This is a genomic window from Rhodoferax sediminis, assembly GCF_006970865.1.
In the GTDB taxonomy this organism is placed as follows: domain Bacteria; phylum Pseudomonadota; class Gammaproteobacteria; order Burkholderiales; family Burkholderiaceae_C; genus Rhodoferax_A; species Rhodoferax_A sediminis.
In genome coordinates this window covers 1,809,329-1,826,769 of the sequence record NZ_CP035503.1, presented here as the reverse complement: position 1 = coordinate 1,826,769, position 17,441 = coordinate 1,809,329, and the positions used below count along the sequence as shown (strand labels likewise).

Below are 17,441 nucleotides of genomic sequence, written 5' to 3'. Positions count from 1 at the left end.
CGGGCGTTTGGTTGGCCGCAGGTATTGGGCTGTCGGAACGCGCGGCCTCGCCTCGCGGGTGCTAATATGACCGACCACGCTTGGCGGCCTGCCGGTGTCGCGGCAGACAGCGCAACTGCGAGGAGCGCGAAATGGCACTGCTGTTGGACGAAATTGCCTGGTCCGAGCCCCTGCTGGCGGCCGACCCCGATCCTGCCTGGACAGCCGAGCTCAAGCGACGCGGCGCTCACGTCTTCGAAGTCGATCGCCGGGTCGCGGCCAGTCCTTGGCTGCGGGAGGCGGCATACAGCGTGACCAGCTATGTCCCCAGCGAAATATCCGAGCGGCAACTCCACATGGGCGCGATGATCATTGCGCAGGAAAACGCTTGTCGCTATTGCTACGGCGCCAACCGCGCTTACATGAAGGTGCTGGGTTATTCGGAGTCGTTCATCCAGAACATCGAACGGGATGTGCACGTGGCCGAGATGGACGCGAAGGAGCGCGCCGCTATCGCCTTTTGCCGAAACCTGTCGCGTTCCAGGCCGCGGCCGGCACGCGACACCATCGACCAATTGGTCGGCCTGGGCTTCACGCGGCTTCAGGTGAACGAGATGGCATTCCTGATCGCATTCGGCTGTTTCTACAACCGGCTGGCTACGTTGATGGCTTGTCCACCGGAACGCAGCTTCGAAGCCATGGCCAACGGTCCGGTGGGGCGCCTTTTGGGCTTGGTGGTTCCGCTGTGGGGAAGGTTGACCCATGCTGGCGCCAGGCGCGCGTCTACCGATGTGCCACTGGAAGCGACTGCACTCAAGGCGGGCCCCTTTGGTTCGGTCGTGGCATTGCTGGCGGGCCTGCCTGCGGCGCGGATCATGAAGGCAGCGCTCGACGGGGCCTTCGATTTGCCCCTGATCTCCCGTCCCGCGAAGGCGCTGATGTTCGCGGTCGTCGCGCGCACCCTGGATTGCGGGTACTGCGAGGGCGAAGCGGCCCAGCTACTGGCCGACGAGGGCGTCGATGCAGCCGAGTTCGATATCGCCATGGACACGCTGGGTTCGACACGGCTGCGACCAGACGAAAACGCCATGGTGGCATGGACCCGCGAGACCGTGTCCTACGAGACCGCCGCGATTCAGCGCCAGACCCGCAGCCTGGGCGCGGGGTTGAATCGCGCCGTCTTGCTCGAGGCTATCGGCGTGGCCGCGCTGGCGAATGCCACTGTGCGCCTGGCGATGTTGCGGGAGTGAAGCGCTGAGCTGGGCACTGGCAATCGCCTTGCTGCTCGGTTCGGCTGTGGCGGGATACGCCTGGACGCTGCGCGCGCAGCGCCGCCAGCTCGAGCGCCTGCTGGACGCTGCCGACGCCAAGCTGGAGCGGCTGCAGCGTCAGTTCGAACGCTTTGTGCCATCAGACCTGGTCGAGCGGCTCACCGATGTCGGCGATGAACTCAAACCCGCCCGTCGATACGTGACCATCCTGTTCGCCGACCTGCGCGGTTTCACGGCCCTGTGTGACCGGCTCGATCCCGCCGTCACGGTAGACATCCTCAACGGCTACTTCGGCCACATGATCGAGGCCATCACGCAGCACCACGGGCATGTGACCGAACTGGTCGGCGACGGCTTGTTGGCGCTGTTTGGCGCGCTGCAGCCAAACCCCTGGCAGGCACGTGACGCCGTGCTGTCCGCGCTGGCGATGCGCAGCGCCCTGGCCCGCTACAACCAGACGCTGCTCGCCCGACAACTACCCGAACTGCGCTTCGGTATCGGCATCCACGCCGGCGAGGTGATCGCCGGGATCATCGGCACTGGCGCGTTGTCGAAGTTCAGCGTCACCGGCGATCCGATCAACGTCGCTTCGCGGGTCGAAGGTCTGACCAGCGCGATGCAGGTGGATCTGCTGATCACCGAGGTCATACGCGACAGGCTCGGCGACGATTTCGACCTCGCGCCGATGCCGGCCACCCTGGTCAAGGGCAAGGCCGCGCCGATTCGCACCTGGACGGTGCGAGCCGATGCGGTTCGCTGATGAATGCCGACATAGATTGAAGACGCAGCCGCAGCTCGCAGGCGTGCTGGCAATGGTCTGGTCAGGGGCCTCGTTCGCCACTCTCGTGCCGCAGCCGCTCGACGTCCGCCGAGAGGCGACGGGCGACCAACGCGATGAGTTTGAAACCAAACGCCGGATTCTGGTAGTAGAGCTGCTTGACCGTACTCTCGTCGATCGACAGCACGGTACACGCCCCGATACAGCGGGCCGTCAGCGCGCGCCGATGGCCTGGAGAGAAGAGTCCGACCTCGCCGAAGATTGTGCCGGGGCCGAGGACGCTCCCGACCTCAACGAACTCGACCTGTCCCTCGGCCAGCATGTACAGCCGCTTGGCAGAATCACCCTTGCGGAACAAGACGGTCCCCGCCTTGACCTTGGCGCTGTGCATATACGGTTTGAGCCAGACACCCGACAGATTGTCCTCGGGCGACACCTCGGCGACGCGCCGGGTGAGACGGATCATTTCGGCCACCCGGTACAAGTTGATCGGCAGCAGTGCCGCATTCAGCAGCAGCACGGCGATTGAAGGACGCAACGCCCCGTAGATCACGAAGCCTACGCAACTGGCCACCGCCAGCCAGCGCAGTGGGATCATCGTCTTGACGAATGAGCTCACCAGAACGAGCACGACCCCGACTGTCAGCGACAGCAGTGCGATCACCTCGCCCGGCTTGGAGAGCGCCTCACGCGTGCTTGCGATGGTGCTGGAAAGCAGTTCGACGGGTGCCACATGAACTCCTCGCGTTTGGCCGGCCGCCCCGGCTGGCGGGTGAAGGTCCCCGCTTTTCGTCTAGCCGGATTATCCGGGGCAAAACAGTTCAATGTCACGCGACGACAATTGCCCATCGCCCATTGCCGATCGCGGCCACCCAGCGACGACCGGGTTGCCGTGCCTGAGCTTTGCGGCCAAAAAAAGCCTGCTCCGGGTCAATCCGGAGCCCACAACGCGGCTGGCAGGTGGTTTAATTCTGCTGCGCAGGCGCTGGAGCAACTGCCTTGCGAGTTGACACCGGCCTTGTGCCCGGCGCGTGCTGAAACGCCGGGGTGATCCGATGCGGCCCGCCCTCCCCGCCGGCCGCCAAAAGGAAAAGATCCGGGAAGTGAAAAGGTGAACGACAAGATCATCCAGGCGGCCGCGGCGCCCGACGCGCCGATCCACATCTCCGGCTATCGCGTACTCGCGTGGCTCGGTCGCAGCCCGACACACGCAACCTGGCGGGCCATTCGCGAACGCGACGGCCAACCGGTTGTTCTGAAGATCCCGACTGCGCCGCAGCCCACACCGCTGGTCATCGCCCGGCTGCACCACGAAGTGGAAGTCACCCACTTGCTGCCGCCCGATGTCGCGATCCGTGCCATTGGCGTCGAGCGCTGGGACTCGGGCCACGCCCTTGTGCTCGAAGACGTCGGGGGCGTCGCGATGTCATCCAGGGTGTCACCGCGGCTGCCGCTGCGCACCGTGCTTGAGCTGGGCCACGCGCTCGCCGAGGCAGTCGCCGCAGTGCATGCCCGCGGGATCATTCACAAGGACATCAAGCCCGCCAACGTGGTTGTGGTCGGCGACCACCACATCCGGCTCACCGACTTCGGCTACGCGGTGCGCATCGCCCGGGAGATGGCGCACGAAATCGCGCCGAAAGAGCTCGAAGGCACACTGGCCTACATGGCGCCGGAACAGACCGGCCGGATGAACCGGTCGATTGACCGCCGCGCCGATCTGTACGCCCTCGGGATCACGCTCTACGAGCTCGCGACGGGCGTACTGCCGTTCCGTAGCCAGGATCCTCTCGATCTGGTGCACCAGCACATCGCCAAGGTGCCGTTGTCGCCTCGCGAACTGCGGCCCCAGCTGCCGCAGGTGGTGGCGGACCTTATCCTGCGGCTGATCGCCAAAGACGCCGAGGAGCGTTATCAGAGCGCGTCCGGTGTGCAGGCCGACCTGTCGCGCTGCCTTGAAACGCTCGAAGGCGACACCGTGAAGCCCTTTTCGATCGGCCAGCATGACGCAGCCGACGAGTTCAGGATCCCGCAGAACCTCATTGGTCGCGCGGCCGAGGTGGCGGCGCTGGACGGGGGGCTCTCACGCAGCCGCGCCGGCGCAGTCCAGCTGGTGGTCGTCGAGGGACCGTCCGGCGTCGGCAAGAGCACGCTCATCGGCGAGATCACCCGGCTCGCGTCGGCCGCACGCGTGTTGCACGTGCAGGGCAAGTTCGACCAGTTGCGCCGGGACCTGCCCTACACCGCGGTGATTCAGGCGTTCAGACAGGTCGCGCGGCGCCTGCTGACCGAGCCCGACACCCGGCTCGCGACCTGGCGGGCCGAACTGGGTGAAGCCCTGACGCCGAACGGACAGGTGCTGCTCGACCTGGTTCCCGAGCTCGAGCCGGTGCTCGGACACCAGCCTGCGGTGCCGGCGCTCGGCCTGTCCGAAGCGCAGATCCGGTTCAACCTCGTGATTCGTCGCTTCGTGCGCGCACTGGCCAGCGCCGAGCATCCGCTGGTCCTGTTTCTCGACGACATCCAGTGGGCCGACGCTGCGTCGCTCGCATTGCTCCAGACCTTGTTGACCGACGCGGATACGACGCACCTGCTGGTCGTGGTGGCGATGCGCGACACCGAAGTTGGGCCTTCACATCCGTTTCGTCTGCTCATGCGTGAGCTCGACGAGCGCTCTGGCGTGCGCCCGATGCACCTCAGGCTCGGGCCGCTCGATCGCTACGCCGTCGCCACCCTGCTGGCAGCGGCGACCCGCGCGCCCATCGATTCGGTCGAACTCCTCGCCGAGCTCGTCACCGCGAAAACCGGGGGCAATCCCTTCTTCGTCGGCGAGTTCCTGCGCGACCTGAGCCGTGACGGGTTGCTGCGCTTCGACCCGCGGCACGGCGCCTGGGCGTGGGACCTTCAGGCCGTCCGGCAGCGACACATGACCGACAACGTCGTTGACCTGGTCATCGCCCGGATCGAACGCCTGCCGGCGCCCACTCGCGAGACACTCGAGTTCGCTGCGGTGGTCGGGCATACGTTCGACCTCGCGACACTGGCGCATGTCGCCGGACGCACCGCGCAGCAGGCGCGTGGCGATCTGGCCCCCGCGCTGGACGACGACATCCTCGTTCCCGTCGGGGGCGACTACAAGTACACGGCGTTGACCCTTGACGCGCAGGGCGCTGGCCAGGTCGTCTACGCCTTCCTGCACGATCGGGTGCAGCAGGCCGCGTACCGGATGATTCCGGTCGAGCGGCGCGCAAGCGCCCACCATCGCGTCGGGTCGCAGTTGCTCACATCGGGCGCGGCTCGGGCCGACGAACGCCTGTTCGATATCGCTACCCACTTCGAAGCCGCCCGTGCAGAGATTGACAGCGCGCGCGAGCGAGCAGAGGTCGCGTTGCTGTTTCTTCGCGCGTCGAAGAAGGCCAACGATTCCATGGCGTGGGAGGCGGCCCACCGCTACGCCGAGGCCGGGCGCGAACTGCTCGGTAGCGATGCCTGGGCAACGACCGGCGACACGATGCGCGAGCTTTCGTTCGAATCGTTGAAGGCAGCATTTCTTCTCTCGGACCGGCCCGCACTGGAGGCGCTGCACAACGAAATCATGCGCCACACGCCCTCCAAGGTGCAGCGGGCCCACGCGACCGCAGTGAAGATACAGATGCTGGTCAGCGCGATGGCGTATGGCGAGGCACTCGACGTTGCCATTCCCGTGCTCGCCGACCTCGGTGTCGTGCTGCCGCGGCGCGGCCGGCAGCAGCAGGTGGTGTTCGGGCTGCTGCACACCAAGTGGGCGCTGCGGGGCCGCCCCGTCGCCGGCCTCGCTGAACTGCCGCCGATGAGCGATGCCGCGATACAGGTCGCGATGCGTGTGCTGGTCGCAGTCAGCTCCGCCGCGTACGCGAACGAGCCGAAGCTGTTCCCGCAACTGGTGTTCGAGCTCGTGCAACGGTCAATCCGCCATGGGACGGCGCCGCAGTCGGCATTCGGCTACGTGTGCTACGGCCTCGCAATGTGTGCAGTGCTCGGCGACTACGACGGCGGCCTCGCGTTCGGGCGGCTGGCGCTCGCCGTGATGGATCGCACCGGCGCGCGCGAGTTCGAGGCGAAGCTGCGCTTCCTGAACGGGTTGTTCATTCTGCCGTGGAGTCAGCCGCTCGCCGACACGATGGAGCCGTTCCGTCTCGGTGCCGCGGCCGGCCTGGAGACGGGCGATCTCGAGTACTACAGCTACTGCTTCTACGGCCTGGATTCGCATGCGCTGCTCGCCGGGCAGGATCTGCAGGCCCTGGCGGTGTCCAGCAGTGTCCACCACGAAGCGATCCTGAAGCACAACCAGCGCAAGGTCGGCCTTGTGATGCTGCTGATTCGCGATACCGTCGCCTGGCTTCGCGACGATCCGCCGGTCGTTGTCGGCGACATCGACGAGGGCCGCGTTCTGGAGCTCGCGACCGAAAGTGGAGACGCCACGTCGGTGGCCTATGTCCACGCCTGGCGCTCGGCCAAGGCCTGCCTCGGCGGGTCGTACGACGACGTCCTGGCGGCGGCGGCCGGATGCCGGGCGCACCACGCCGGGATCGATGGGCAACTGTTCGTCCCGTTGTTCCAGTTTTACGAGTCACTGGCGCTGCTGGCCGTGGCGCGCGACGGGCGGCCCCGGCCCCGGTGGAAGTGGACAGTCGCCGCCAACCAGCGGCGGCTCGCCGCATGGGCGAAGCGGGTGCCAACGACATTCCTGGCGCACTGGGAGATCGTCGAGGGCGAGCGCAAGCGCGGCGCCGGCGACACGGGCGGCGCGCTGCAATGCCACGAACGCGCCATCATCGCGGCGCTCGCTGCCGGCAATCCGCACGATGAAGCCCTTGCGCACCAACTCGCCGCCGATTGCGCGGCCGATGGAGGCTTGCCGACTGCCGCCCATGCCCATCGCATGGAGGCGCGGCGGGCATGGAGCCATTGGGGCGCGCAGCGACTGGTCCGCCGTCTCGACGAAAGCTATCCGGAGCTGCGCAGCCTGTTGCCCGGCCCGATGACCAAAGAAGAGATGGCAATGAGCACGAGTCCCGGTTCGAGTGCGGGCTCGGGCGCGGCCCTGGACGCGCGCGCAATTACCCGGGCGGCACAGGCTGTCGCCGAGCAGTTGCGGCTGCCCGACGTCTTGCGCGAGCTGTGCCGCCTGCTGCTTGCGAACGCGGGTGCGAGGCAGGTTGTGCTGGTCGTGCGCAGCGGTGGTGGCTGGCAGGTGCTCGCGACCGCGCACGTCGATCGGGCCGACGCCGACGTTCTGGGAGGCGGTCCGCTCGACGAGGCCGACGTCTTCGTGGCCGCCATCCAGCTGGTGCTGCGTACCCGCCGACTGCTGATGATCGACGACGCTTTGCAGGATCCGACGTTCCGCCTCGACCGCTACGTCACGGCGGCGCACCCGCGCTCGGTACTGTGTTCACCGATGTCGCGCAACGGCGAGCTGACCGGTGCCATCCTGCTCGAGAACGATCTCGTCGCAGGTGCGTTCACGCCCGACCGGGTCGAATTCCTGCAGGTGATCGCATCGCAGGCGGCCATCTCGATCGAGAACGGCGGCCTGGTGCGTGATCTGGAGCGCTCGCTCGACGCCCAGGTCGCGTTGACCAACGCCCATGCCCGCTTCGTGCCCTATCAGTTCCTGGCCTCTCTGGGGCGCGAGAACATCCAGGAGGTGCGGCTCGGCGACCACGCATCGAAGTCGCTGTCGGTGCTGTTCTCGGACATTCGCGGCTTCACGCCGCTGATCGGGAGCCTGGATCCGCGTGCGAGCATCGATTTCATCAACGCCTATATTGGGCACATGGAACCGGAGATCCTTGCCAAAGGCGGATTCATCGACAGCTACATCGGCGACGCGATCATGGCGCTGTTCGATGGTCCCGCCGACGACGCCGTGGCCGCCGGCATCGGCATGTTGCGCGCACTCCAGGCATTCAACGCCGAACGCACCCGATCGAGCCTGGCACCTGTGTCGATCGGCATCGGCATCAACACCGGATCCCTGATGCTGGGCACGATCGGCGGGCCCAACCGCATCAAGTGCGGCGTGATCGGCGATCCGGTCAATCTCGCGGCGCGAATCGAGGGGCTGACGAAGCAGCTGTCGGTGCCGCTGCTCGTTGGCGACGAGACGGTCCGCGCCATGGCGCACCCCGGCGCCTTTCTGATGCGCCCTGTCGGACGGGTGGTGCTGGTAGGCCGCTCGGTGCCTGTGGTCGTCTATGAGGTGTTCGACGCCGATCCACCGGCGATTCGCGACGCCAAGGCCGCGACGCTCGATCGCTACCGGGACGCCTGGACCGCGTACCACGCTCGGGCCTGGAGCGAGGCCCGCGCCGGTTTCGACGCCGCCGTGCAGGCGTGTTCCGAGGATCATGTCGCGCTGGAGTACCGCAAGCGGTGCGACGCGCTGCTGGCCGAAGACCCCGGGCCGCAGTGGACCGGCGTGCTGCAGATGTCGCGCAAGTAGGCGCCGGTCGCCCTTCGGCGCGCGCGGTGCCCGGCTCAGGTCGGCTCAGGTCGGGCCGCCGCCGATCCACTTGCTCGTGTATTCGCAAAAGCCGAGCACGTCGAAGTCGACAACACCGGCCCACCCATTCCCCGCTTTCTTCAGCAGACGCCCCCGGAACTGCGCCGACTGCTCGAACACGATCAGCGGGTAGCGCCACAGGTTGGCCGTCTGCGCGACCTTCCAGGTCATCTCGGTCTTGTACTGGCCAGTGGAATCCAGCGCCGCGAAGGTGACGGTCCTGGGGTACTTCCACAGCATCTTCCACCCCTCCCAGTCCGAGAACGCCGAGCTGAAAGAATCCTGAGGGAACATGAGTCGCAGGCCGGCGTAGCGGAAGTACGCCACCGATTTCTGGAACGCGGCATGCAGGCCGACGTCGAACGCAATCTGCCTGGAAGGATCGGAAAACGCGGCCCAAGCCCAGACGTTGCCCGGCAAGAACCACTTGCCCCAGTCGTGGTCGTGGTAGCCGGTCGCGTCAACCAGATCGATTCGCTGGCCGTTCACGGTGACCCAGCCGTTGACCCGCGCCGACGGCATGTACACGAGCCACGAACTGATCTCCCACGGACTGGTGCCATGGACGTTGCTCGCGAGAACTTGCGGCATATCGGCCTGCGTGTAGACCAGCGCCATCGACACCGTGCCGTCCTCGCTGGTCGCCTTGAGCTCATAGGTATTGGCGTCGATCACGCGCAGCGTGTTTTCGGCCAGCGTCACGTCGGCCTTCTGCGAAGACGCCCAGAAATCCGAGATGCTGTGGTAGTCCATCTTCAGCGTGGTGCCGCTGCCTTTCGGGTCGAACACCAGCGCGTTCAGGCTCACCACGCCGGCCAGGTCGATGTCCGTCCCGTTGACCGCGGCGAAAGTCACCATGCCCGACTTGCCGGTCTTCGGGTCGACCCAGTTGAAGTACCACCATTCGGTGTACCAGAACATGTGCGACGCACCGCGGTACTCCTGCAGGTGGTATGCGTCGTCGGCCAGGGTCACGGTAGCGGTCGGGATATCCTTCAAGCCGACCGGCGGGACGAGCGGATCGCCCAGCTCATGGGTATGCCGCGCCATCGCCGCCGAGTACTCGGCCCAGCCGCCCCCGCCCCGCGCGTTCCGGTCCATGCCGCCGGTCCAGGACTTGCCTTCGTCCCACAGCATCTGGTCGTACAGGCGGTAGGGAAAGCACAGCGCCGGCATGCCCATGTCCCAGATCTGGCAGCGGGCCGCGTTCGAGCCGGTGCGGTCGAGAATCGCGTTGACGGCGCGCCGCCCCGCCTCGTTGGCCGAGTCCATGCATGCCAGGTCGGCATTGGTCTGCACGTAGTCCGAGGCCAGCAGCAGATTCTCGATCGCGGTGCCGGCCTGTGGTCGCTTGTCCCAGCTGTTCGGCTCGTTGATGAACAGGGGCTCGAGGTTGATGTCGCGTTGCGGCCGCGCGAGATCGGGGCAGACGATGTCGGTGTCCAGGAAATAGCCGACCTTGTCCTTATTACGCAACAGTATCGCGCCGCCCTGATTGAGTGCCAGCTTGAGTTCCTGCCAGACTTCGTCGGCGATCTGGTCCGGCTTCAGGTTGCATGCATAGTCCTTGACGAACAGGCCCTTCTTGGTCGTCCAGTCCGAGATGTCGACCGACAGGATGCCGCGTACCGTGCCATCGCCGTATTTCGAAAGGTCCAGGCCGTTCCAGAACTGCGCTTCCGATATCGAGGTGATGGCCCACGGGGAATCCACGTACAGCACGTGGCCGTGGATCACCGGCACGTCCACGCGCAGGAAGAACTGGATGCCGTTCATCCATCGGACCTGCGACGTGATGGCGCGCAGCGTCGCTAGGGCCGGATCGGCCTTCACGAGATCGTCACTCACCAGCGGGCCCATGACCTCGACCGGCATCGCGCAGACGTAGTAGTCGGCAACGACATCGGTGAACTTCCCCGAGACGAGGTCTTCGACCTGCACGCCGCTGACCCGTCCGCCCGCGCAGTGGATCGCATGAACGCAGCGCTGGGTCAGGTAGGCGCCCCCGAGCCTCTCGATCTGGGCAATCCATGGCAGCAGCAGCTGCGGACTGGTCGGGCCATTCAACACGCGATCGGTGCTGCCGGCGGCCAGGTCGAAGTCACCCAACAGCAGATGGACCTGCACCTTGCCGATCGTGCGGGCGCTGCCTTCCCTGGCGTTGGCCGCGACCAGCGAGCGGGACAGGCCCTCAGCAAGGAAGGTCTTGTAGGCCTGCGAACGCTCCTCGGCGCCCACGAACTCCCACCAGGACAAGGCCTCGAGTTCGTGCAAACAGCGCTCTGTGCACGAGGTCATCACTTGCCAGAGCCGGTCGGCGAAGTATTCGAGTTCGCCGGGCAGCAGGCCATAGCGGGTGCCGAAGGTGTCCTTGAGGATCAGGAGCACGTCGGAAAGCGACTGCGGAAAGCGCGAGGGCACCACCAACGGCTCGGCGTCGAACGGCGCGATCTCGATCCGGCTTGTCGGCGTGAGGTTGTCGTGGCAGGTACCGGTGCCGAACGGGATTCGCTTCATCGAATCGGGGAGGTGGCGGTAGAACGCCGGAATAAACCGGAAGCCGTGTTCGCCGGGCAGATCGGGTCGTCCGTCCTTGCCGGTGCCGGTCGCAGGCAGGGTACGCGACTTGCCACCGGGAATCGCCTTCAGCTCGTAGACGGTAACGTCGAAGCCCCGTTCGGCCAGCTCGTGCGCCGCTGTCAGGCCGCCGATTCCGCCACCCAGCACCGCTACGGACTTGCCCATCGCACTTCCCTCCTCGAGTTCGTTTTGCCATGAGAGGAGCGAGCCGGCTTTCGGGTCCGGGAACCCCCATGCCCCACCGGTTGAATTTTCTTCCAAATTTTCAGGTTCTTCAAGAAACCGGAAATGCGGTCACTCGTGGCGGGTCGAGCCCGCGATGGGGCTGCTGCGCCAGGTATCGGAGCCGTGGGCCGTGCCCTGGCGCAGGGACTGACTGTGCACGCGAATGAAACGCCGGGGCCGCATGAAACCCGCGCCGGGCGCGTGGTGCGCGGCGTCGGGTGGGACGGCGGGCGCAAAAGGGTCCGTTGCACTCTTTTCTTCTTCGCCCACGGAGCTCAATCCTCGATGCCGCGCTGCGCCGGCACGCCGGCATTGAAGGCATGCTTCACCTTGGTCATCTCGGTCACGGTGTCGGCCAGCTCGATGATCTCGGGTGGACAACGCCGCCCCGTGAGGACCACGTGCACGTCTTTCGGTCGCTCACGCAAGGTCTGCAAGACGTCGTCCAGCGCCAGCCAGCCATAGATCAGCGGATAGGTGATCTCGTCGAGCACCACCATGAAAAACTCGCCGCCCAGGATGGCTGCCCGGGCTTTCTGCCAGCCGTCGCGCGCGAGTTGGGCCGAGTGTTCCAGGTCCTGGCTTTTCCAGCTGAAGCCGTCGCCCAGGCCCTCGATCATGGGCCCCCACGCTCTGCGCTGTGCGTCGTCGCTTCCCCCCGAGGGGGCCTCGTCCGGCTTGGGGCGGCCTGGCGCCGGCCGGAATGCCTCAAGCTGCTCGAACGCGCGGTGCTCGCCAAAGCGCGCGGTCGGCACCTTCATGAACTGGAAAATCTTGACAGCCTTGCCCCGGCCGTGCGCGCGCAGCGCCAGCCCGAAGGCCGCCGTGCTCTTGCCCTTGCCGTCGCCGGTGTTGACGATGACCAGGCCGCGGCGCTCGCCCTCGGGTTTTTCGTAAGGTTTGGCGGCGGGAGGAGTTTCGATTTGCATCGTTTGTTCCTGACTGGTCGAGGACGGAGCTGGCCTGCGGTCTGTCCCGCAAGGTTTCATGATTTCGGCAGCGCCACCCACTGGTCCAGCAAGGGCGCAATGATGATGCGATGGTCAAACACCTGCTCCAGCGCGCGGTGCGTGGCCGCCTCGCGGCAGCCGCCCTGATGCGTGATGACGCCCCGGGCCATGATCACCATCTCGTCGGCCTGCAGCGCCAGCGAGATTTCATGCAGCACGCTGACCACGGTTTTGCCTCCGGCCACCAGCTGGCGCGTCAAAGTCAGCCAGTCGGCCTGGTGCGGCGGGTCCAGGTTGGCCAGCGGCTCGTCCATCAGCAGCACCTGCGCCTGCACGGCCAGCGCCCGCGCCAGCAGCACGCGCTGGCGTTCGCCGCCCGACAGATGGCTCAGGGGCCGGCCGCGCCAGTCCCAGGCCTGGGTGGCGCGCAGCGCCTGCTCCACCGCAACGCGGTCCAGCGCGCTGGGCGGCGCCAGCCACGCCTGGTGCGGCAGGCGCCCGAGCATGGCCACGTCGTAGACCGTCAAGTCGTCGGCGCTGGCCTCGTTCTGGCCCAGCCAGGACAGCTGCTGCGCCCGCACGCGGCCCGGCAAGCCCGCCAGCGGCTGGCCCAGCAGCACGACCTGGCCCGCGTGCGGCAGCAGCTCCGCCAGCACCTTGAGCAGCGTCGATTTGCCGGCGCCGTTGGGGCCGACGATGCTGGTCCAACGGCCTTGTGGAATGGACAGGTCGATGCCGTGCAGCACCTCGGTGTTTCCGAGCCTGGCCCTGATGGCGTGGGCACCCAACGCCATGGGGTTGATAGCAACCGGTGTCTGTGTCATAGCACCTGCCCGCGGCTGGTGCGCCGGTGCATGAGCCACAGCAGGTAGCTGCCGCCCAGCACGGCGGTGAGCACGCCAACCGGCAGCTCCTGCGGTGCGATCAGCGCGCGCGCCAGGATATCGGCGGCCAGCAGCAGCACCGCGCCCATCAGGCTGGCCAGCAGAATCAGGCGTCCGTGCGTGGTCTTGACGACCGAGCGCACCAGGTGTGGCGCCGCCAGGCCGACGAAGGCGATCAGTCCGGTTTGCGCCACGGCGGCGCCCGTGGCCAGCGCCAGCACCACCACCAGCGCCGCGCGCATGGCCGGCAGCGGCAGGCCCAGGCTGAGCGCCGTGGCTTCGCCCAGCGCCAGGCCGTCCAGCGCATGGCTCAGCATCCAGGCCACTACCATGCAGGCCAGCCACGCGCCGGCCATCAGCGCGCACGCGGTCCAGCCGACAAAGGCCGTACTGCCCAGCATGAAGGCCTGCATGGTTTGCTGCACCTCGGGCAGCAGCAGCATGATCAAGGCGGTCAGGGCGCCGAGCACCACGCCCACGATCACGCCGGCCAGCAGCAGGCGCAGCGTGTGCTGCACGCCCTTCGCCAGCGCCAGCGTGAGCAGCACGGCCGCCACCGCGCCGACAAAGGCGGCGCCGGTCAGGCCCAGGCGCACCAGCCATGGCGTGGCCAGCGACGACACGCCCAGCAGCGCCATGGCCGTGGCCACGCCGAGCGACGCGCCCGAGGCACTGCCCAGCAAATACGGATCGGCCAGCGGGTTGCGGAACAGCCCTTGCGCCACCGCCCCCGCGAGCCCGAGCAAGGCGCCCGCCAGCCACGCGCCCATCGTGCGCGGCAACCGGATATCCCAGACGATTTGCCGCGCCACGCTGTCGTGGCCAGCCCCCAGCATCTGGCGCATGCTCTCGAAGCCGGTACTACCCGCCGCGCTGCCCAGCAGCAGCAAGGCCGCGCTGACCAGCAGCAGCCCCGCGCCCAGCACGAAGGCGGTGCGCACCTGGCCCGTCACATCGCGCGCCGGCGCCGTCATGGTGCCTTGTCCTGCAGGCACTGCGCCATGAGCCGCGCGGCCTGCGCCATGCGCGGACCGGGACGGATCAGCACGTCCATCTGCTGCGGCGTGAACACGCAGATGCGCTGCTCGCGAATTGCACGCATGCCGGCCCATCCGGGGCGCTGCGCCAGGCCCTGCGCACTGCGCTCGCCCACCATGATCACGTCCGGCTCGGCGCGCACCACGAATTCGGGGTTGAGCTTGGGAAACGGCCCGAGCGCCGCCGGCACGATGTTCACCGCGCCAAGGCGCGTCAGGGTCTCACCCATGAAGGACGATGCACCGGCCGCATAGGGTCCGCCGTTGACCTCGAAATAAACCCGCGTGCTGCGGACCCGCTGCGGCAGCGACTGCGCGGCCGCCGACACGCCGGCGTCGATCACGCGCCAGACGCGCTGCGCATCGGGCACGGCCAGCACCTGGCCGATCTTGTCCAGCACGCGGCGCACATCGGCGTAGCTGTGGGGCTCCAGCGCCACCACCTTGACGCCCAGCGATTCGAGCCGCTGGCTGGCGCGCGACGAGGTGGCCAGCAGCACCACGTCGGGCTTGAGCGCGACGACGGCTTCGATGTTGGGGTCAAGCCCGCCGCCCACTTCAGGCAGGGCCCGCACGGAGGCCGGATAGTTCGAATAGCGGTCCACGCCGACCAGGCGCGCGCAGGCGCCGAGCGCGCACACGCTCTCGGTCAACGACGGCAACAGGCTCACGATGCGCTGCGGCGGCTCGGCCAGCGTGACCGTCACGCCGCGGTCGTCGGTGACTTGCAGCGCCGATGCAGCCTGTGAGCCCAGCAGCGCGCAGCACGTCAACAACAGCGCGAGCAGTTTCTTCATGAAGCGTCATCCGAGATGCCCCTGATCGGGGCGGGTGCATTGCCGATTGCTCCTGAAAACATAGCTAACTGTGCATGTGTATCAAGGACTTCAGGCACTTTTTGCTTAAATTTTTGATTATTCTCATCACCTTGATCCGCAGGCCCGGCAGCGTCGATGGCCGGCATCAGCTCGCTGCGGGCCAGTGCCAACGGCTCAGTCATGCTGTGCACTCCACGCCATGATGATGCGGTGCAGGTGGGCCACGCCGTCGGTCAAGGCGGCCGGGCCGGGCTGCAGGATGTCGGCGGACTTGACCTCGAACAGCTGGCCGCTCCGCACCGCGTTAACGTCCTGCCAGCCCGCGCGCGCCGCGACTTTCTCGGGCCGGAATTTCTTGCCACACCACGAACCGATGATGATGTCGGGGTTGCGCCGCACGACATCAAGGCCATCGGCAATGATGCGGTTCTTGCCCATGGATTGCGCCGCCAGTTCGGGGAAGCAGTCGTCACCGCCCGCGATGCCGATCAGCTCCGACACCCAGCGGATCGCGCTGATGTGCGGCTCATCCCACTCTTCAAAGAACACGCGTGGGCGGCGCGGCAAGGCGGCGGCCGCCTGTTCGATGGCACGCAAGCCCTCCAGCATGGTCTGCATCAGCGCCTGTCCGCGCTCCACCTGCCCCACCATGGCGGCGACCTGACTCATCATGGAGAAAATCTCGGCCACGCTGCGCTGGTTGAAGATCGTGACCTGCACGCCGTGGCGAATCAGCTCGGCCGCAATGTCCGCCTGCATGTCGGAAAAACCGAACACGCAGTCGGGCTTCAAAGCCAGAATCTTGTCGATCTTGGCATTGATGAAGGCGCTGACCTTGGGTTTCTCTTCACGCGCGCGGCGCGGCCGCACGGTGTAGCCGGAGATGCCAACGATGCGGGCCTCTTCGCCCAGCAGGTAAAGCCATTCGGTGGTCTCTTCGGTCATGCAGACAATGCGCTGCGGGCCGTTCTGCAACTCAAAATTCAAGGCACTCATGAGACAGTTCCCCCAGTACCGGTCCGGCGCGCGAACAGGGCCGCCACCGCCTGTGGATTGGACGCAAACCACGCATGGAAGTAGCTGGCGCGGAGGCTGCCAGCTTCGTACAAGGCCTCGCCCGCGACGGGCGCCGCCTCGCAGCCCGGCCGCGCAGTGCGGGTGCGGACCGCCAGCGGCGTGGCGCAGGTCGAGTAATGGAAGGTGTGGCCGCGCAGCAGCTGCCCGTCAATCACAAGCTGCTGCGGCCCGAGGGCGGCCAGACGTTGTTGCATGGTGATGCGGCCGGGTAGCAGGCCCCACTGGGCATGGGTCTCGCCGTCCTTTGTCACGAGTTGATCGAACAGCACCATCATGCCACCACACTCGGCCCAGACGGGCTTGTGCTGCGCCACGTGCGCGGCCAGTCCATCGCGTAGACCCTGGTTGCGCGCCAATTGCTCGGCATGCAGCTCCGGGTAGCCGCCGGGCAGCCACACCGCGTCGCAATCGGGCAGTGCGGCGTCCGCCAGCGGCGAGAAAAACACCACCTTGGCGCCGAGCGCCTGCAGACACTCCAGGTTGGCGGCGTAGATAAAGCAGAAGGCCGCATCGCGCGCCACCGCCACCGTGGTGCCCAGCAACGGCTGCGCGCCCGTGGCTGGCGCGGCAGCACTCGCGGCCGGCTCAAACGACACGGCCCAGCGCTGCAAATCAGCGCCGGACATCTGCGTGAGCGTCGTGCCCGCCAGCGCGTCGGCGGCTGCATCGAGCCGCGCCATGGCGTCATCGACCTCGCTGGCCACTGTCAGTCCCAGGTGCCGCTCCGGCAATGCGAGCGCCGGGTTGCGCATCAAGGCCCCGAGCCAGTGCGCTGGCTCGCGCAAGCTGGCCCGCAGCATGTCGGCGTGGCGCTCGCCGGCGACCCTATTGGCCAACACACCGGCCCAGCGCAAGCCAGCCCGGTAATGCTGCAAACCGAGCGCCAACGCGCCAAAGGTCCCCGCCATAGCGGAGGCGTCAACCACCGCCAGCACCGGCAGATCAAACCGCTGCGCCAGATCGGCCGCGCTCGGCGCGCCGTCGAACAGGCCCATCACGCCTTCGACGATGAGGAGGTCGGCCTGCTGCGCTGCCTGGTGCAGGCGTTGGCGGCAATCGGCCTCGCCGGTCATCCACAGGTCGAGTTGATGCACCGGCGCGCCGCTGGCCAGTGCCAGCCAGTGCGGGTCCAGAAAATCCGGCCCGCACTTGAACACCCGCACGCGCCGGCCCTGGCGCGTGTGCCAGCGCGCCAGCGCGCAGGCCACCGTGGTCTTGCCCTGGCCGGACGCCGGTGCCGCGACCAGGATGGCGGCACAGCGCGCCGGCTCAGACATATGGACTCGCTGGCGTCA

Annotated in this window: 13 protein-coding genes; 3 read left to right on the top strand and 10 right to left on the bottom strand. The window is 67.1% G+C overall.

The genetic code is table 11. The annotated features are described in order from the left end of the window. Nucleotides 1-131: 131 nt before the first annotated feature. Together EUB48_RS08770 and EUB48_RS08765 are read left to right on the top strand one after the other, a co-directional pair. The gene (locus EUB48_RS08770; RefSeq protein WP_142818524.1) at nucleotides 132-1,229 is read left to right on the top strand and encodes a carboxymuconolactone decarboxylase family protein; all 1,098 of its coding nucleotides are present in this window, start codon (nucleotides 132-134) and stop codon (nucleotides 1,227-1,229) included. A 28-nt stretch (nucleotides 1,230-1,257) separates the two neighbouring features. Then, a complete protein-coding gene (locus tag EUB48_RS08765) occupies nucleotides 1,258-2,010 on the top strand; it encodes an adenylate/guanylate cyclase domain-containing protein (protein ID WP_168226718.1) in 753 nt (250 codons plus the stop codon). Nucleotides 2,011-2,071: 61 nt separating this feature from the next. On the opposite strand, the gene EUB48_RS08760 is transcribed toward EUB48_RS08765, so the two are convergent. Beyond that, entirely contained in the window at nucleotides 2,072-2,761 is a 690-nt protein-coding gene (locus EUB48_RS08760; RefSeq protein WP_142818522.1) for a Crp/Fnr family transcriptional regulator, read from the bottom strand. Between the two features lie 378 nt (nucleotides 2,762-3,139). Between EUB48_RS08760 and EUB48_RS08755 the strand changes: the two genes are divergently transcribed. After that, nucleotides 3,140-8,515, top strand: coding sequence for an AAA family ATPase (locus EUB48_RS08755; RefSeq protein ID WP_142818521.1), 5,376 nt, complete (start codon nucleotides 3,140-3,142; stop codon nucleotides 8,513-8,515). A 45-nt stretch (nucleotides 8,516-8,560) separates the two neighbouring features. Here EUB48_RS08755 and EUB48_RS08750 read toward each other — a convergent pair whose 3' ends face one another. From EUB48_RS08750 to EUB48_RS08710, 9 genes are all read right to left on the bottom strand, one after another. Beyond that, nucleotides 8,561-11,320, bottom strand: a complete 2,760-nt coding sequence (locus EUB48_RS08750) for an FAD-dependent oxidoreductase (RefSeq protein ID WP_142818520.1) — start codon at nucleotides 11,318-11,320, stop codon at nucleotides 8,561-8,563. A 129-nt stretch (nucleotides 11,321-11,449) separates the two neighbouring features. Next, the gene (locus EUB48_RS08745) at nucleotides 11,450-11,650 is read right to left on the bottom strand and encodes a hypothetical protein (protein WP_142818519.1); all 201 of its coding nucleotides are present in this window, start codon (nucleotides 11,648-11,650) and stop codon (nucleotides 11,450-11,452) included. Between the two features lie 5 nt (nucleotides 11,651-11,655). After that, the gene (gene cobO / locus EUB48_RS08740; protein ID WP_142818518.1) at nucleotides 11,656-12,309 is read right to left on the bottom strand and encodes a cob(I)yrinic acid a,c-diamide adenosyltransferase; all 654 of its coding nucleotides are present in this window, start codon (nucleotides 12,307-12,309) and stop codon (nucleotides 11,656-11,658) included. A 56-nt stretch (nucleotides 12,310-12,365) separates the two neighbouring features. Then, nucleotides 12,366-13,154: an ABC transporter ATP-binding protein gene (locus tag EUB48_RS08735; RefSeq protein ID WP_210411713.1), complete on the bottom strand. Its 789-nt coding sequence runs from the start codon at nucleotides 13,152-13,154 to the stop codon at nucleotides 12,366-12,368. Continuing rightward, a complete protein-coding gene (locus EUB48_RS08730) occupies nucleotides 13,151-14,188 on the bottom strand; it encodes a FecCD family ABC transporter permease (RefSeq protein WP_142818517.1) in 1,038 nt (345 codons plus the stop codon). Before EUB48_RS08730 ends, EUB48_RS08735 begins: the two co-directional genes overlap by 4 nt. Then, a complete protein-coding gene (locus EUB48_RS08725; RefSeq protein ID WP_142818516.1) occupies nucleotides 14,185-15,048 on the bottom strand; it encodes an ABC transporter substrate-binding protein in 864 nt (287 codons plus the stop codon). Before EUB48_RS08725 ends, EUB48_RS08730 begins: the two co-directional genes overlap by 4 nt. After that, a complete protein-coding gene (locus EUB48_RS08720) occupies nucleotides 15,045-15,251 on the bottom strand; it encodes a hypothetical protein (RefSeq protein ID WP_142818515.1) in 207 nt (68 codons plus the stop codon). Before EUB48_RS08720 ends, EUB48_RS08725 begins: the two co-directional genes overlap by 4 nt. Next, a complete protein-coding gene (locus EUB48_RS08715; RefSeq protein ID WP_244618375.1) occupies nucleotides 15,244-16,065 on the bottom strand; it encodes an ABC transporter substrate-binding protein in 822 nt (273 codons plus the stop codon). Before EUB48_RS08715 ends, EUB48_RS08720 begins: the two co-directional genes overlap by 8 nt. Further along, a complete protein-coding gene (locus EUB48_RS08710) occupies nucleotides 16,062-17,423 on the bottom strand; it encodes a cobyrinic acid a,c-diamide synthase CobB (RefSeq protein WP_142818514.1) in 1,362 nt (453 codons plus the stop codon). Before EUB48_RS08710 ends, EUB48_RS08715 begins: the two co-directional genes overlap by 4 nt. Nucleotides 17,424-17,441: the final 18 nt, after the last annotated feature.

Bases quoted from the DNA above. Each gene is read 5' to 3' on its own strand.
- EUB48_RS08770 (WP_142818524.1), top strand. From the start codon at position 132: ATGGCACTGCTGTTGGACGAAATTGCCTGGTCCGAGCCCCTGCTGGCG.
- EUB48_RS08750 (WP_142818520.1), bottom strand. From the start codon at position 11,320: ATGGGCAAGTCCGTAGCGGTGCTGGGTGGCGGAATCGGCGGCCTGACA.
- cobO (WP_142818518.1), bottom strand. From the start codon at position 12,309: ATGCAAATCGAAACTCCTCCCGCCGCCAAACCTTACGAAAAACCCGAG.
- EUB48_RS08735 (WP_210411713.1), bottom strand. From the start codon at position 13,154: ATGACACAGACACCGGTTGCTATCAACCCCATGGCGTTGGGTGCCCAC.
- EUB48_RS08730 (WP_142818517.1), bottom strand. From the start codon at position 14,188: ATGACGGCGCCGGCGCGCGATGTGACGGGCCAGGTGCGCACCGCCTTC.
- EUB48_RS08725 (WP_142818516.1), bottom strand. From the start codon at position 15,048: ATGAAGAAACTGCTCGCGCTGTTGTTGACGTGCTGCGCGCTGCTGGGC.
- EUB48_RS08720 (WP_142818515.1), bottom strand. From the start codon at position 15,251: ATGACTGAGCCGTTGGCACTGGCCCGCAGCGAGCTGATGCCGGCCATC.
- EUB48_RS08715 (WP_244618375.1), bottom strand. From the start codon at position 16,065: ATGAGTGCCTTGAATTTTGAGTTGCAGAACGGCCCGCAGCGCATTGTC.
- EUB48_RS08710 (WP_142818514.1), bottom strand. From the start codon at position 17,423: ATGTCTGAGCCGGCGCGCTGTGCCGCCATCCTGGTCGCGGCACCGGCG.